The sequence below is a fragment of the Rhizobium sp. CB3171 genome, assembly GCF_029714265.1.
Taxonomy (GTDB): Bacteria; Pseudomonadota; Alphaproteobacteria; order Rhizobiales; family Rhizobiaceae; genus Rhizobium.
The window spans coordinates 307,678-323,063 of sequence record NZ_CP121654.1 but is presented as its reverse complement, the minus strand read 5'-3'; the positions used below and the strand labels follow the sequence as shown (position 1 = coordinate 323,063).

The window sequence follows — 15,386 nt, the reverse complement described above, 5'->3', positions numbered from 1 at the left end:
TTGGTTTCACGGCCGCGAGCAACGGAGCCGGCATGCGCGTGATGCCTCAGGTCGCAGCGACCGGAGCGCTCTTCAACGCCCCTCTTCCACGCCAGAGCGTGAAATAAAGCGCAACCAGCCAGACGATTGGCAACATTGTCAACAAAGCGCCAACGGCAGCGATCGTCGGGTCAAGTTGCTGCTTCAGGTTTTCCAGCATTTTCAGTGGCAATGTCGGGATCGCATAGCCGCTTACAAACGACGTGATGATGACCTCGTCGAAAGAAGCCAGGAACGCGAACAACGCGCCGCCGATGATACCCGAGCGGATCAACGGGAGTGTAACCCGCATGAAGGTCTGTGTCGGCCCGGCGCGCATGCTCATTGCCGCCTGTTCCAGCCTCCTGTCGAACCCTGCGAGTGTCGCCAGGACGATGACAACGACATAGCCGATGGCTCCGATCGTCTGGCCCAGGATGATCCCTGTATTCGTTCCAACCAGCCCTAGTTTGGCCAGTCCGGTGTAGACGGCAACACCAACAACAATGATGGGAAAGGTGATCGGCGTCAGGATCACCATGGTAAGACCCGAGCGCAACCGCGACGAGCACCGGCTGAGGCCAAATGCTGCCAGTGTGCCGACTATGGTGGATACGACGCTGACAATTACGCCGAATTGGAAGCTGTTCCGCAATGCACCGATCCACGAGGGGTCGTTGAAGAAGGAATAGTACCATCTGAGCGAAACAGCCTTGGGCGGAAATTCGAGGAACTCGCCTGCATTGAACGAGACGATGATGACTATGAAACCGGGCGCCAACAGATAGATGACAACGAGGGCAAGGAATGTAGCTCCCGCGATCTTCGACCATGGGGTTTCCCGCTGCGCTTGATGGAGCTTTGCTGCCCAGCGTCGCGCCCGATACGGGACGAGAAACTCGTTGAGATAACGGGACGCCTTGTCGAATGAAGGCAGTTTACGTCGGCGGACATTCTGCTCGCTTGATGCAGCCTGTCCATGTGCGCCGGCGAGATTGACGCCCGCCACAGAAAGAACCGCGAGCGCCATCGCCAACAGTATAAAGGCTGCCGCGGCAGTCGCCGCCATGTTCAACGATGTTGTAAGCTGGGAGTTGATGAGGGTTGAAAGCATGGTGTCGCCCAAGCCGCCCAGTGCTTGGGGCGTGATGTAAAAGCCAAGGCAAACAACAAAAACCAGTATGCAGCCGCTTCGAACGCCCGGGATACTAAGTGGTACGAAGACCCGGAGGAAGGCGGTGAACGGCTTTGCACCCATGCTGCGAGCAGCTGCCATCAAGGAAGTATCGATGCTCATCATCACGCTGACGATCGGCAAGATCATCATGGGCAACATGATGTGCACCATACCAACATAGACAGCGAAACGATTATAGATGAGGGACAATGGGCTGTCGATTATGCCCGAATTGAGCAACACGCGGTTGATCAATCCACTATCACCCAAGACGACAGTCCATGCGTAGGTCCGAACCAGAGCACTCGTCAACCAAGGCAGGAAAACAAGCACCAGGAGGATTGGTCGTGCACGGCCGGCGATCGTAATCAAGTAGGCCGTCGGGTAGCCGATAATCAAACAAAGCGCCGTGGCTATGAAGCTAATCTTGAACGTCTGAATCAGGATCAGGACAAATGAGCGCTGTTCGAAAAAGGCGACATAATTCACAAGAGAGAGGTTGGGCGCATTCAGGCTGGTCGCGAAAAGAAGGAGCATGGGTATGCCGAAAATCGCAAACAGCACAGCGAACGCTGGCAAAGTAAGCAACATCGGCGTGGACCGGATTCTCTGAAGTGTCGTCATAGATGCTGTCCTTCCGCTTTATGCAGCGACAAACCGGATGTCGGACCGAAGCCAATCAAGACGAACCTCTTCGCCCGGACGGAAGACCTGCTGGCCCGATGCGACATGTTCGCGCGCGATCAGCGTCGCGTTCCCAACCCGTACCCGGTACTTCCTCAAGGGACCGGCGTAGATCATATCGTCAACAATCCCCGAGACGGACTGTCTTTGATCGGCATCTGCGCGCCTTGCTGCTGAAGGCGCGCTGACGCAAACGCGCTCAGGCCGCAGCATTGAAACCATACCGGAAGAAGGAACAACGTCCGATTCAACTTTGAAATCAACGCTTTCGAGGATATTTGCTTCTCCCAGGAAGTTGGCGACAAAGCGCGTTTTGGGGCGATCGTACAAGGCCTCCGGTGTATCGATCTGCTCGATTTGACCGGCGCGCATGACAACGATGCGGTCCGACAGCGTAAGTGCTTCTTCTTGATCGTGGGTGACGCAGATGGTCGTTTTTCCGAACTCCTTGTGCAGCTCTTTGATTTCCACTTGCATCTGCTCGCGCAGGTTCCGATCGAGGGCGCCAAGCGGCTCATCCAGCAGCAAAATCGGTGGATCTGCGATCAAGGCGCGCGCGACGGCCACGCGTTGTTGCTGGCCCCCACTCAATTGTGATGGCATGCGCTCGCCAAATTCACCCAGGCGAACGCGCTCAAGCATTCTTTTGACCCGCGACGATCGGTCAGAGGCCTTGATGCCGCGCATTTCGAGGGGGAATTCCAAGTTGCGATGCACCGTGAGGTGCGGGAAAAGCGCATAGCTCTGGAAGACAATGCCTTGGTCGCGGCGGTAAGACGGGACCTCGGACACGGACTTGCCGGAAATGAGGATGTCCCCTCCGGTCGGCGTCGTGAAGCCGGCGAGCAGCATCAATGCTGTCGTTTTGCCAGAACCGCTCGGTCCAAGAATCGTAAGGAACTCGCCGCGCGAAACAGAGAGGGAGATATCCTTAACCGCAGCAACGGCCCCATACATCTTGGTAACATTGCGAAATTCGATTTGAGCGGCATCCGGAAGTTTCTGCAACACTTCGTCCTCGGCAGGAAGATGATTTTTCAGATTCAAGTTCATTACGATACTCCGGCAGGACCGATGAGCAACTTCGGCAAGCAGTCCCGTAAGGCAGGTAGTGGGATGAGGTGGCGCTGTCTTTGACGGCCGGAGCCGACTGGACGAGCGCCACCGATAGATCGTTGGGGACAGAGGATTACTGAAGAATCCACTCGTTCCAACGCTGCACGAGCCGCTCCTTGTTCGACTTTCCGTCCGATCCAACCTCGGCATACCATTTGGCGTTCATAGCGAAGCTGATGGCCTCGTAGTCGGGATGCGATGCCAGTTTTCGGGCGTTATCGTCGGGAATCAATTTGAAGGCGTTCTTGTTCGTCGGGCCCTGCGCGATCAGCTTTGCAAACTCGGCCTGTCGGTCCGGGCGGCTTGTTAGCGCAATAAATTTTTGAGCATTTTCGGTATTTGGGCTGCCCTTCGGAATGCACCAATAGTCCGTTGTCAGCTTCGCCTGGTTGCGGTTGATCTCGATTGGCCCACCTTCATCAATAAGGGTAAGGGCGCGCGCGTCATAGGACTGCACGATGTCGGCGATGTTGTCTCGCATGATCTGCAGAACTTCCGACCCGCTCGTCCACCATTTGCGAATGTGCGGCTTGATCTTATCCAAGCTTGCAAACACGCGGTCGATATCCATCGGGTAGAGCTTATCCATCGGAACGCCATCCGCGAGCAACGCTTCTTCCCAAGGACCACTCCCGTATTCGCCGGTATTGATGGAGCGAACGCCAGGGAACTTCTCGACGTCCCAGAACTCCGCCCAGGTGGTCGGCCGGGGCTTTCCTGCCGGGAACTTCTTCGTGTTCCAGACCATATTCACCGAGTATACGTACGAAGCGAAGCCGTTTGGTTGCCTCCAGTTGTCGGCGATTGCTTCAAGGTCTTCCTTCTTCCAGATCGAATAATCGATCTTTTCAAGGTAGCCCTTGGCAGTGAGTGGATCGACATTGGTTTGACCAAGGTTGACGACATCGGCCGAAACGTTTTTGGTGTCGACCATCATCGCAATCTGTGTCGATGAGAAGTCCGCATTGACTCGCGTCACCTTGACTCCGGTCTCGGCCTCAAAGGGCTCTACGTAAGCCTTCATCACCGCATCGCCCCAGTTGCCGCCGCTCATGTTGACTTTGAGCTCGCCGGTGGAGGCGGCCGTTGCGCGGCCGGCCGCGGAAGCCAACGCGCCTACCGCAATTGCAGTCGAAGTAGCCTGCATGAACTGCCGGCGATTTATCAGAATGCTCATCTCGTTCTCCCTCTTTTAATCCCTTGCACATGGCGCAAGGGGATCTCACTTCATCAGCTTACGGCGAACACGACCGGCGATGTCAGGTCAAAGCACGCGGGTTCCTGCGTTGCGACACTCGGTCCCGCATTCCACCAAAGAGGTGGCGCATAAACGATTGCAGTGTTCGGGCAGCGGCCTCCTCGACCGCTACCATCTATTTCCTAGCGCAACGCGATAAGGAATGCAACAAATGTTTTATAATTCTCAATATGCATCAAGCGTATTATTTAGGTGGACCTAAGTCGTCGCAGCTCACCATCTGCCGAACACTGCTGCCGACGCCAAGCCCTACGGCAGCGCCTGCAGACGCGTTAGTCCCGAGGACGGCTTTCCCATTACGTGATCCAATTGGATCATTGACACAACAGTGACTCATATGTTTCATTCGATTTCAAAGAGGCTGATTCAGCTGCGTGAACGCGGTTCCTGATCGGTATCAACTCACTCAGCGAACCGCCGGTCGAAGACTCCGGGTAAGCTTTCAGGAAACAGAGAAGAGGTCAGATGGCATACTTGGGCAACGATGTGCGTGAGTATCGGTACAAACTACTAAATGAGCTGATGGATCGCGAAAACCTGGATGCTGTCGCTTTCGCAAGCACAGAATTCTTTCAGTTCGCGACCAACTTCCAGACGGATGTCACCACGTGGGAGCGGCCAATTCTGTGTGTCGTCCCGAGAAACGGCGCGCCGTTTGTTGTCCTGAATGAGCTTTCGACCAACAATTGGCGATATGCGCACGAAGACGGGCGCCTCTGGGTATCCGACACAAGCTTCTATGCGGAGCATCCAGTCCTCTCCAATCGAATGCATCTTGTGCATGAATGGCCGGAGATGGTTGCTGAAAAGCTACGGAGTGCAGGCCTCGGGAGAGGTCGCATTGGGACCGATGTTGGCGGCGGTCCATTGCAGAAGGCGTTCGCGCTGCTACCTGAGGCCCGTCCTCTAATTAAGACGCAAGAGTTTCGTTCGCTTCGTTGGGTGAAGCATCCCGAAGAGATCGCACTCATGCGAGAAATAGCAGGCTTGACCGACTGGTTACAGGATCGCTACCGGGAGAATATCCGTCCAGGACGGCTTCTGATGGAACTGGACATGATGATGGGAGCCGAGTTCGCTCAGGAGGCCGCACGACGCTTTCCAGCGCAGGACGTTGCCTTGCTCGACCTGTGGTCGATCTCAGGTCCACCGTCGGCAGCTCCACACGGGGATGGCAAGCGATCCGGTGCGACCCTCGAAAAAGGACACGTGATGATCAACTTGATTATCCCGCGCATCAATGGAGTGGTCGTGGAGAATGAGCGGACCTGGTTCTGTGGCAAGCCAGATACTCTGCAGGAACGCTTCTTCGAGGTCGCGCTCGCTGCAAATGAAGCTGGAATTGAAGCCGCTGTGGCGGGTAGACCGGTGTCCGGAATAGACGCAGCAGCGCAGGCGATAATCGAAAAAGCGGGATTTGGAAGCTACATCATGCACCGGACAGGCCACGGCATGGGCTTGTTGTGCCACGAGTACCCCGGAGATATGGCATTCAATTACCGTGCCTTGCTCGAAAACGAAGTTTATTCGGTCGAGCCCGGATTGTATGTTTATGGACTTGGCGGCTTCCGACAAGACGATACGGTCGTGATCGGGGAAAAGCCTGAAGTGCTGACGCAGTCGCCCAAGGATCTAAGAAGCCAGACGGTTTTGTGACACTCAGTCTCGAGCGATCAACCGATCAAAGCTCTAGTCTTGGCCGCGATTTTGCCGCTTTACCGTTCCGCTATCGCTGCAGTCGAGCGGTGGCAAGAGCATTCGGGAAAGAATATTGAAGATCGGACAATAAAATAATGGCGATTGCTAATAGTGAGAGCCATGGTCGTTGATCGATCGTAACGCCAAGGGCCGCGTCGAAAGGCCTACCAAGAAGCCCCCTATGCTGGTGGCGGTCGCTCTCGCTAACAAATCGCGCCCGGCATTCGGAGACATTGTGCAGACGAAGCAGATAGATCGGTATCAGTGTTGTCGACGATGATCTACCTCGCATGGTTTTCGAAGGTGGGTCAAACCTTCAGGACCTTTCCCGGGGACCATCAACATGCATTAAGCAGACCTCATCACGCGCCTTAATGGCGAGATAATGCGTCGCACCTTCCTGCTATGCCCTGGTGCGGTCAAAATGGAGACGTGACGCCACTCCGCCCCTTCGAGCGCGAACCCTGCAGTAACAACTTAAATGCTGCAAAAACTACCTAATGATACAAAAGTCGCGATCACAGGAGCGTCTTCATGACCGATGCTCGCCGCCACGGAGATCGGCGACAGTTCGACCCAGTTCGACTGGCGTATACTAGCGACCCGCCGGAGAGCGGTCTGGAGATCACTGGGCATCCTGTTGTGGATCTGAACATAACTTCAACCCGCGAGGACGGTATTTTCCTCGTCTATTTAGAAGGAGCGAAACCTGACGGGACTTCCTGCTACCTTACAGAGGGTCAGTTGCGTGCACGTCATCGGAAAGTATGGGCTGCCTCGCCTTTCGCCGCGCTCGGACAGCAACAAAGCTATCTCGAAAGCGACGCGGAACCGCTCACGCCAGGTGAACCGACCAGATTGGAGGTTACGTTGCTGCCGATGTCGGCGCTCATTCCAGCGGGCTATAGCTTGAGGGTGTGCCTTGCGGGAAGCGAGAGCACGAGTTTCGCCAATGTACCCGCTGACGGAGCCCCGCCGCAGCTCAAGTTCCATCGCGGTCCTCACGGTTGTTACATTGACTTGCCCGTTGTTGAGCGGTGAAGCGCGGTCATGACCTCTCCGATAAAGTAGAGTGGCGGCGCTTACTAGGTGTCGCCGCCGGCTAATGGAAATTGGGCAGCCGACGCCCGATCGGACTAGTTGAGGACGAGTGGGCGATGTTGGCCATCACCTCCTGTGCCGATGGACTCGCCGTTTGTCACGATCTTGGTCGATCCGCACAGAGCTCGCCGCCGCCGCGCCAACAGGCGCGTGGAAGTATCCGATATTCGAACCCGCATTCGCCTCTTGTCACTCTCCGAAAGTGAAAACGCGGCTCAGCCAAATAATTTAAATGTTGCATGTTTTGTCGATACGATACATATGTCTCAGTATTTCATTCGACGCAGGGAGTAAGTTGCATGACCGATATACGTTGCGATTCGTACGGGACAGACGCGCCGACCGGGACAAAAGCGTCTCCGCAGCGGGGAATTGCAGACCCATATGAGACTCCCAGCTCGATCTACCGCCTCGATGTCAGTGGCGAAGCCACGCCCATAGAAAAACTCGGCCCCTTGAAGTCGGTTTATGTTCCCGCGCACGAAGGTGTTAGGTTGGCTCTGGACATTGTGCGTCCAAGGGGCGACAGCGCCGAAACTAAACGCAACACCATTCTGGTGATGACTTGCTATGGGCGCGGAAAGAACGGCGAGCCATCCAATCAGTATGCCGACCTCTTTGTTCCGCAAGGCTACGCGGTGATTGTCGGAGATGTTCGGGGCACCGGAGCCTCGTTCGGCGCTTGGCCGGGCCACCGCTCTCGCGAGGAAATCCTTGACTTCAGTCATGTGCTGGACTGGATTGCTGCGCAGCCTTGGTCGACTGGCAACGTAGTTGCCTATGGCGTGTCCTACACTGCCAACTCGGCAGACTTGATCGCCTCACGCAATCATCCCGCGTTGAAAGGGATCGTGCCGCGTTATGTCGATTACGATGTCTTTTTTGAGACCTATCCCGGTGGCGTCCCAAACCTCACGCTCGACAGATGGAGCGAACTGGTCGAATCCTTAAACAGAGATGAGAACAGCAAAATCAATGCTAATCGCGCGGTCAGCCTTCGGGCAGGCATTCGTCCTGTAGATGGCCAAGCGGAATTATCCGCGGCGTTGCGCGAACACGGGAAGGCGCCCTCATATTTGCCGGTGGAGAAAACCAAATCCCGGGAAGAATGGTTGGACCGGGTCTCCGGATTTGATTTTTCGCCACAGGCGTCGGCGGACCTCATTTCGAAGTCCAGAGTCCCAATACAAAACTGGGGCAGTTGGTTCGATTCAGGCACAGCGCAAGGGTCCATACGCCGGTTTCTGCTCCAGTCAAATCCGATGAACGTCATCATCGGCCCGTGGAACCATGGGGGTCGCATACCTTACGACCCTCTCCGTACTGACGTTCAGGACTTCGTTCCAGTTATGGCGAGTCAGCAGGCAAATGACATTCGATTTATAGATGCCTGTTTCAAGGGCCAGGCGGCCGAAGAAGCTGATAAGGTCATCCACTACTATACATGCGGTGAAGGGATGTGGAAGACGACCCGTTCTTGGCCAGTACCGGCCACTCGTCGAAGATGGTACATGGCAAATAATTCGCGCCTGAGCTCATCGCCCGATGTGACAGGATTCGATACGCTGCAGGTGGACCGTGAGTTAAGGGATGTACTTTCAAACAGGTGGGATACCAATGGCGGAATTGGGACGTGGGAAGTAGATTATGGAGATCGGCGAGAGTTTGACGCGGCACGCCTCGCGTATACCAGCGAGCCGCTGACGCACGACCTCGATATCACTGGACATCCCGTTGTAGAGCTGATTATCACCTCGACCCGCGACGACGGAAGTTTCTTTGTCTATCTCGAAGCCGTGAGGCCGGACGGAGTATCTTGCTATCTTACAGAAGGCCAATTGCGCGCACGGCACAGAAAGGTGTGGACTGCCTCGCCGTTCAAGACACTCGGACCGCAGCAAAGCTATCTTGAATGCGACGCCGAACCGCTCACGCCAGGTAAGCCGTCCACATTGGCGTTCACCTTGTTGCCGATGTCGGCGCTTATCCCAAGGGGTTACAGCTTAAGAGTTTGTCTCGCGGGAAGCGAGAGCACAACTTTTGCCAATGTACCCGCCGACGGTGAGCCGCCGCTGCTCGAGATTCATCGCGGTCCCGACGGTTGCTATATTGACTTGCCCGTTATTGAGCGGTGAGCAACCATTCGACCAATACTTTAGCAGATTTACCGGCCATTTGAGATGATAGGCAATCTTTGTGTGCTGTCACTTCCGTGCACGAGATGGCGGAGTCGGATATTGCACTGGCGGATCAGCTAAAGCCGTTCGTTCAGAAGCTGGGTCCCAGAAATAGCGGCAGATGGGCCCGGTGTATATTCAAGCGGCATCGGGCCGATGGCGGAAACGGCTTCGCTTGATCACTAAACCACCTACATCAGCCTGGATGGACTTCGGAATGCCGGGCCCATCGAGGCGGAACTGGCGATGCATGCCGGCAAGATTGTCAGACTTTAGATGCTTTTCTGGTGATCGATGACACAGGTCTGTCGAAGAAGGGCAATCATTCTGTTTGGCCGCGATGCCTCGCTCGCCCAACGCCTCCTCCAAGACATGCACAGAAATTGTGGCTCAATCACGATCAGATGCTGTGTCGAAATAGCGCCTAAGTGTCGCATGCTGCGAAATTCGCTGAGGCGTTTTGAGCGACGCGCCGCTAATCAGAAAATTGTAACTGACTCTTCAAATAAGATTTACAAGATCTTTGCGACCATAAATCGCCGACGATGATACGCTAATCGCAAGTCGCATGTCAGTCACGACTGTCAAGGCTCAGTCACGACTGTCAAGGCCGACGCCATTTACGCTCAACCCCCACACAGCCGCAACGAAGGGTCAACTATCAATGACGACAAGAGCGCTCATCCTAATCGAAGGCAACGAACACGGTACTGGTCTGCAATACGTCCGAGCCGCCGAGAATTTGGGCCTTCATGCAATTACCCTGTCGGCCGACCCGGCTCAGTACAACTATCTTGCGGCAGAAGGCGTCGAAGCAATCCAAGTCGATACAGACAGCCTCGACGCGCTCATCTACGAATGTTCGCGGCTGCGTGAGACTTATGAGATTGCCGGCATTACGAGCGCCCAAGAGAAGGACAATGCTACAGTCGGTAAGCTCTGTCGGCATTTCGATCTACCTGGACCGAACCCCGAGTCGATTGAACAGTGCTGTGACAAATTCACTCAGCGTCAGCTGCTCGCAGAAGCTGGCGTTCCAGTACCTGCTTATCGCTTGGCAACAAATGCGGCAGAGGTTGAAAGCTCTGCCGCGGAAATTGGCCTTCCGGTGGTCGTCAAACCAGCGGTCGGTGGCATTGGCTGCATCGGTGTTCGGCTATGCCGTACGATTGACGAGTTGGCGGAACATACGACCTATCTATTGGGAGGGAAGCACATATGGTCGTCTGCTCCGAGGGTCCTGATCGAAGAATTCGCACGAGGTCCATTCTATGAAGTCGACACAATGGGAGATGAGGTCATTGGTATCAGTGCCGCCGACTTCGACCATCCACCTCATTTTCGCTTTCGTGAGAGCATCTTTCCGGCCCTACTGACTGATGAGGAGCATGAGCGTATCACCAACGTTTCGCGGAGCTGCTTGAAAGCTCTGAGCCTTGGGTGGGGCCCGAGTAACATCGAATTGCGGTGGACGATACGTGGCCCAGTCGTCATCGAAGTCAATCCGCGTATGGCAGGAGGAACCCGTCCTGGTCGAATTCAGTTGGCTTACGGTATAGATCTCGTCACCGAGCACCTCAAACTTGTTATCGGTGCGAAATGGGACTTGCGCCGAAGATATTTGCAGACCACCGCCGTGAGGTTTCTCTTACCTGATAGCGATGGCATCCTTGAATGGATTGAGGGCAACAGTCGGGCTGCGGCTGTGCCGGGTGTCGTCGACGTAAGTTTGTATGTTCAGCCTAAGATGTCGATCGTCAAGAAGGGTGACTACCGCGACCGAATTGGACATGTGATTGCCGCTTCACCGAGTTTTGCTCAGGCCAAGGCGATACTTCAGCATGCGGCCGAGCTAATCGATTGGTCTATCGCACCATTTACTATCCCTAGCCAACAAGAACAAGCTGCGCTTCTAGCCTCCCAGCCACCCCGCTAACCGTAATCTCGGTCGACCGTGCAACAGCCAGGCTGTCCACCGCCGCGATGGACGAGATAGCTGCGAAACGTCATCAGGTTCCCAAACACCCACCGCCGAAGCAAACATTGCTGCAAAGCTTGCGGCACCAGCGAAAGCTGCAACGTTGTGATCTGTATGAAGAGGTGATGTGCCTGCGTGATGCCGGGATGATCTGCAAGGCATAGGCCACATGGACGCCAGAATTTCGCGCCGCGGCGGGCGTGTAACTCGGATCGGGGGTACGCCGTCCCTTCGTCAGACGCCCCGCCAGGGTCTCATCCTGATTGACTCTCGAACTCGTCTTGTTTGTCGCCGCGGCGTTGGCGACCGCCATTTCGGCGCGCATGCGCACGGCACCTGGGCTAGGACCCGCAATCTTATGATGTGAAGACCGAGTGTTTCCTGAATTATATTTACGAACATACGCCTAGTATCAGACTTCCTTCATCGAACCAATGAGCCTTGCTAATCTCGATGACTACCTCATGTCCGACAGCTCTCCAGCCGAGAGTATGCTGCTGTCCGGGCCGAACGACTTTTTTGACCGAGATCGCCGTCGGGCGTGAGGTAATTCCGTCTGAGGAGTGTTGCCGGTCATCTGGGGCGGAACTGCGCCTCGGTTTGATAATAGCCCGGGCTCGTTCCCATCATGCTGCCTGAACTTGCAACCGAGGAAAAAGAGCTGGTGGCTGACGAAGCAATTGAGGCCCTGCCGGACACCATTTTGGCGATTGGGGCCTATTGGCGTATTCCGAACTCGAAAAAACCTCTCTGCCGACCTGCGTCATTAGATAGCCAGCACGGCCTGAACGATCCATCCCGTGTGGATCAGGCAAAAAAATCAAGGAATGCTGAAATGCTACGGGACTGGCTCCAGGCAGAGAACCTGACCCGAAACAAATATGCGGAAAAACGCTTGATTGACGCCCTGCATCTGCTGGTGAATCGATGCAAACAATCCCGGACGGTTACCGTTCACCAGACGTCTCATTCGATGTGATTGACCAACCGATAAGGTCGACTGCACGTCGGATTATGCTCTTAGTCCGGGTATTGGTCGGTGACGCGGCGATGACATGTCCGATTGAGTCCAGGTAGTCACCTCTCCTAACGATCGGTGTTTTGGCCTTAACATAGAATTTGACTTCGGAAACGCCCGCTATTGCTGACGCATGACTGACGCCATCGATCCAATCGAGGATGCCATCACGATCAGGAATTAGGTTCCGCGCAACCGCCACATGCGAATGCGTTGCGCGCAAATCCCATTCCTGGCCGGTGACAAGCTTAATGTGTTCGGTGACGAGATCGGCACCATAAGCCAATTGAATGAGCCGAGGGGTAGTCCAGCCCGGAAGGCGAGGATTGACTTCGATGACAACTGGGCCGCGCTTTGTCCATCGGAATTCAATATTACTGGGCCCCCAGCCAAGTCCGAGCGCACGTAAACAGCTCAGCGAAAGATCGGCGATACGTTTATATTCATCATCAGTTAGCGAGGCCGGGAATATGCACTCATGAACGACGAAATGCGGCAAGGGACCGAACTCAGCCGCACCAACCGCAATGAGCGATTCTCCCATTGTATCAGTACTATAGTATGGACCATCTGCGAATTCTTCCACCAATATCTTTTGTGATAATGGACACATATGCTCCCCGCCCAACAGATAGCTAGTGTGCTTGGTTAATTCATCCATATCTCGGCACAACCGAACACCGCTACTGCCGCTGCCTTTGGCCGGCTTAACAATCACTGGCAGCCCGATCTCTGCGGCAAAGCTCTTTACTTCCGTCACATTTGCAGCCAAACGATAAGCAGGTGTTGGAACGCCAGCTTCTGCGAGCAGCTGATGTTGAGTGAATTTGTCACAGCATCGTTCAATCGATAATGGGTTCGGTCCTGGTAGATCGAAATGCCGGCAGAGATTTGCAACTGTCACGTAAAGTGACTCGTCAAATCCGGTAAATCCAGTAATGCCACTAATGTTATATGTTGCTTGCAACCGGGAACATTCGCGAATCAGGGCCTCTTGGTTGTTTGTATCAACGCGAACTGCATCAATGCCTTCCGCCGCAAGATAGTCGTACTGGGCCGGATGAGCCGACAAGGTGATTGGCTGAAGACCTAGACGTTGGGCCGCTTGGATGTATAACGGACCGTTAGCCCTGTGACCTTCAACCAGAATAAGCGCTCTTATTGCCATTGGGTTGACCTTCACGTTTTATCTCTTGAAGCAGCTGAAATAACTCGGCTCCGTCACTCGCTGAGTGCCTTCGTAGTGAACGTACCATTGTCAACAGCTTGCAGTCGTAAAGATTTTGTAAATTGATTTTGCCGGTTTGTTGTAGTGGTAGACTAGGTCACTTACTCCTATAATGGTTTTGGATTTGAATGATTTGTGATGCTTTGTCTCTCAGGCTTGGAAGCAGTGCTGGCGCGCGTTGATTTGACGGACTTCGAATGGGCGGTGATTGAACCTCTTCTACCCACAAAGGTTCGTGGTAAGGCCAGCCTTGATGACAGGCGCGTATTGAATGAGATCTTCTGGCGGCTGAAAACTGGTGCGCCGTGGGCGGATATTCCCGCGCGCTATGGCCCTTTACGACCTGTCTCAACCGCCTTAAACTGTGGCATCGTGCGGGCCATCGGGCATGTATTCCCGATCCAAATGCCGCGCCGGGCGGTGAACCGCGCCGGGTTTACCGGAGGCCGTTTGGTTTAAGTTATGCAGCCATGGCTGGTTCGTCCAGCATGGCGTAATACTGCTCCTCGGCTTCGGCTGGCGAGATGTTTCCGATAGGCTCCAAAAGCCGTCGATGGTTGAACCAATCGACCCATTCGAGGGTGGCGAATTCAACCGCTTCGAAGCTCCGCCATGGTCCGCGCCGATGAATGACCTCGGCCTTGTAGAGACCGTTGATCGTTTCGGCGAGCGCGTTGTCATAGCTGTCGCCGACGCTTCCGACGGAAGGCTCGATTCCCGCCTCGGCCAGGCGCTCCGAATACTTGATCGAGACGTATTGGACACCGCGATCGCTGTGATGGACGAGGCCGCCGCTATGAACGGGACGCCGCTCATGAAGGGCCTGCTCCAGGGCATCGAGGACGAACCCGGCATGCGCCGTCCGGCTAACCCGCCAGCCGACGATGCGGCGGGCGAATGCGTCGATGACGAACGCCACGTAGACGAAACCCTGCCAGGTGGCGACATATGTGAAATCCGAAACCCAGAGCCTGTTCGGCGCAGGAGCCTTGAACTGACGGTTCACCCGATCGAGCGGGCTGGGAGCCGTCTTGTCCGGGATCGTCGTGCGGATCGGCTTGCCCCGGATGATACCCTGAGGTCCCATCGAACGCATGAGCCGGGCGACGGTGCAGCGAGCTATATCGAAGCCTTCCCGCTTCAATTGCCGCCAGACCTTGCGCACGCCGTAGACGCGGAAGTTCGCCTCGAACACACGGCGTATCTCGATCTTCAATGCAATGTCGCTGCGGGCGCGGACCGACAACCGGTCCACGTCCAGGCGTTTGGCAACCTTCTCGTAGTAGGTTGATGGAGCAATCGGCAGCAGTCTGCAGATCGGCTCGACCCCGAATACCGACCGGTGTTCGTCGATGAAGGAGATCATCGCTTCAAGGGGCGGTCGAGCTCCGCCATCGCGAAATAAGCGGACGCTTTGCGCAGTATCTCATTGGCCTGCCGAAGCTCGCGGTTCTCCCGCTCCAGAGCCTTCATCTTCTCGGCCACTTCGCTTGGGAGTCCGGGCCGGGAACCATCGTCCACTTCCGCCTTCTTCACCCATTCATTGAGTGTCTGCGCCGTGCAGCCGATCTTGGCGGCGATCGAGGAAACCGCCGCCCATCGCGAGGAATATTCGCCTTGGTGATCCAAAACCATCCGCACTGCTCTGGCGCGGACTTCCGGTGAAAATTTGTTTGTTGTCTTGCTCATATCGGCTCCACTTTCTCAGAAGTTGGAGCCTCCGGCAAATCCGGCGCGGTTCAGTTTCGTTCAATCCTAGTTCGTTTAGTCACTACACTCTAGCATTGTTGGCCTGGACATTGCAAAGCTTGTGTTTCAATTCACGACGCCCGAAGCGATAGCGTCGTTTTGTTGCAGGACGCTGGCACGCATGTCATTATATTCTTTACAGAACTGCCAAAATGCAGGGCTGCGATGGAGACCCACGCGACGC

11 protein-coding genes, 1 pseudogene and 1 other annotated feature are annotated in these 15,386 nt (G+C 55.2%); of the genes and pseudogenes, 6 read left to right on the top strand and 6 right to left on the bottom strand.

Annotated elements, in window-relative coordinates:
- Nucleotides 1-46 precede the first annotated feature (46 nt).
- The 3 genes from QA648_RS33520 to QA648_RS33510 all read right to left on the bottom strand — a co-directional run bounded on the left by QA648_RS33520 (nucleotide 47) and on the right by QA648_RS33510 (nucleotide 4,172).
- Nucleotides 47-1,819 carry an ABC transporter permease subunit gene (locus tag QA648_RS33520; RefSeq protein WP_283054377.1) on the bottom strand — a complete coding sequence of 591 codons (1,773 nt, stop codon included), beginning with the start codon at nucleotides 1,817-1,819 and terminating at the stop codon, nucleotides 47-49.
- Nucleotides 1,820-1,837: 18 nt separating this feature from the next.
- A complete protein-coding gene (locus QA648_RS33515; RefSeq protein WP_283054376.1) occupies nucleotides 1,838-2,932 on the bottom strand; it encodes an ABC transporter ATP-binding protein in 1,095 nt (364 codons plus the stop codon).
- Nucleotides 2,933-3,068: 136 nt separating this feature from the next.
- Nucleotides 3,069-4,172, bottom strand: coding sequence for an ABC transporter substrate-binding protein (locus QA648_RS33510; RefSeq protein WP_283054375.1), 1,104 nt, complete (start codon nucleotides 4,170-4,172; stop codon nucleotides 3,069-3,071).
- A 546-nt stretch (nucleotides 4,173-4,718) separates the two neighbouring features.
- On the opposite strand from QA648_RS33510, the gene QA648_RS33505 reads away from it, so the two are divergent.
- From QA648_RS33505 to QA648_RS33495, 3 genes are all read left to right on the top strand, one after another.
- The gene (locus QA648_RS33505; protein ID WP_283054374.1) at nucleotides 4,719-5,909 is read left to right on the top strand and encodes a Xaa-Pro peptidase family protein; all 1,191 of its coding nucleotides are present in this window, start codon (nucleotides 4,719-4,721) and stop codon (nucleotides 5,907-5,909) included.
- A gap of 576 nt (nucleotides 5,910-6,485) precedes the next feature.
- A complete protein-coding gene (locus QA648_RS33500; RefSeq protein ID WP_283054373.1) occupies nucleotides 6,486-6,992 on the top strand; it encodes a CocE/NonD family hydrolase in 507 nt (168 codons plus the stop codon).
- Nucleotides 6,993-7,351: 359 nt separating this feature from the next.
- The gene (locus QA648_RS33495) at nucleotides 7,352-9,187 is read left to right on the top strand and encodes a CocE/NonD family hydrolase (protein ID WP_283054372.1); all 1,836 of its coding nucleotides are present in this window, start codon (nucleotides 7,352-7,354) and stop codon (nucleotides 9,185-9,187) included.
- A gap of 180 nt (nucleotides 9,188-9,367) precedes the next feature.
- Here the strand turns inward: QA648_RS33495 and QA648_RS33490 are convergent, their stop codons facing one another.
- On the bottom strand, nucleotides 9,368-9,586 hold the full coding sequence (locus tag QA648_RS33490) for a hypothetical protein (protein ID WP_283054371.1): 219 nt from the start codon (nucleotides 9,584-9,586) through the stop codon (nucleotides 9,368-9,370).
- A 307-nt stretch (nucleotides 9,587-9,893) separates the two neighbouring features.
- On the opposite strand from QA648_RS33490, the gene QA648_RS33485 reads away from it, so the two are divergent.
- Nucleotides 9,894-11,165 (top strand): acetyl-CoA carboxylase biotin carboxylase subunit family protein, encoded by a 1,272-nt coding sequence (locus tag QA648_RS33485; protein ID WP_283054370.1) that lies wholly within the window; start codon nucleotides 9,894-9,896, stop codon nucleotides 11,163-11,165.
- Between the two features lie 670 nt (nucleotides 11,166-11,835).
- Nucleotides 11,836-12,186 carry a hypothetical protein gene (locus tag QA648_RS33480; protein WP_283054369.1) on the top strand — a complete coding sequence of 117 codons (351 nt, stop codon included), beginning with the start codon at nucleotides 11,836-11,838 and terminating at the stop codon, nucleotides 12,184-12,186.
- On the opposite strand, the gene QA648_RS33475 is transcribed toward QA648_RS33480, so the two are convergent.
- Entirely contained in the window at nucleotides 12,155-13,393 is a 1,239-nt protein-coding gene (locus tag QA648_RS33475) for an acetyl-CoA carboxylase biotin carboxylase subunit family protein (RefSeq protein WP_283054758.1), read from the bottom strand. The genes QA648_RS33480 and QA648_RS33475 overlap by 32 nt on opposite strands.
- 228 nt (nucleotides 13,394-13,621) lie before the next feature.
- Between QA648_RS33475 and QA648_RS33470 the strand changes: the two are divergent.
- A pseudogene (locus QA648_RS33470) lies at nucleotides 13,622-13,833 on the top strand (transposase); the annotation flags it as partial.
- Nucleotides 13,834-13,913: 80 nt separating this feature from the next.
- On the opposite strand, the gene QA648_RS33465 reads toward QA648_RS33470, so the two are convergent.
- A protein-coding gene (locus QA648_RS33465; protein WP_283054368.1) for an IS3 family transposase occupies nucleotides 13,914-15,142 on the bottom strand; the annotation gives its coding sequence in 2 pieces (ribosomal slippage) (nucleotides 13,914-14,848 and nucleotides 14,848-15,142; 1,230 coding nt in all).
- Nucleotides 14,745-14,861 (bottom strand) — a sequence feature (AL1L pseudoknot). (Overlaps the previous gene by 117 nt.)
- Nucleotides 15,143-15,386: the final 244 nt, after the last annotated feature.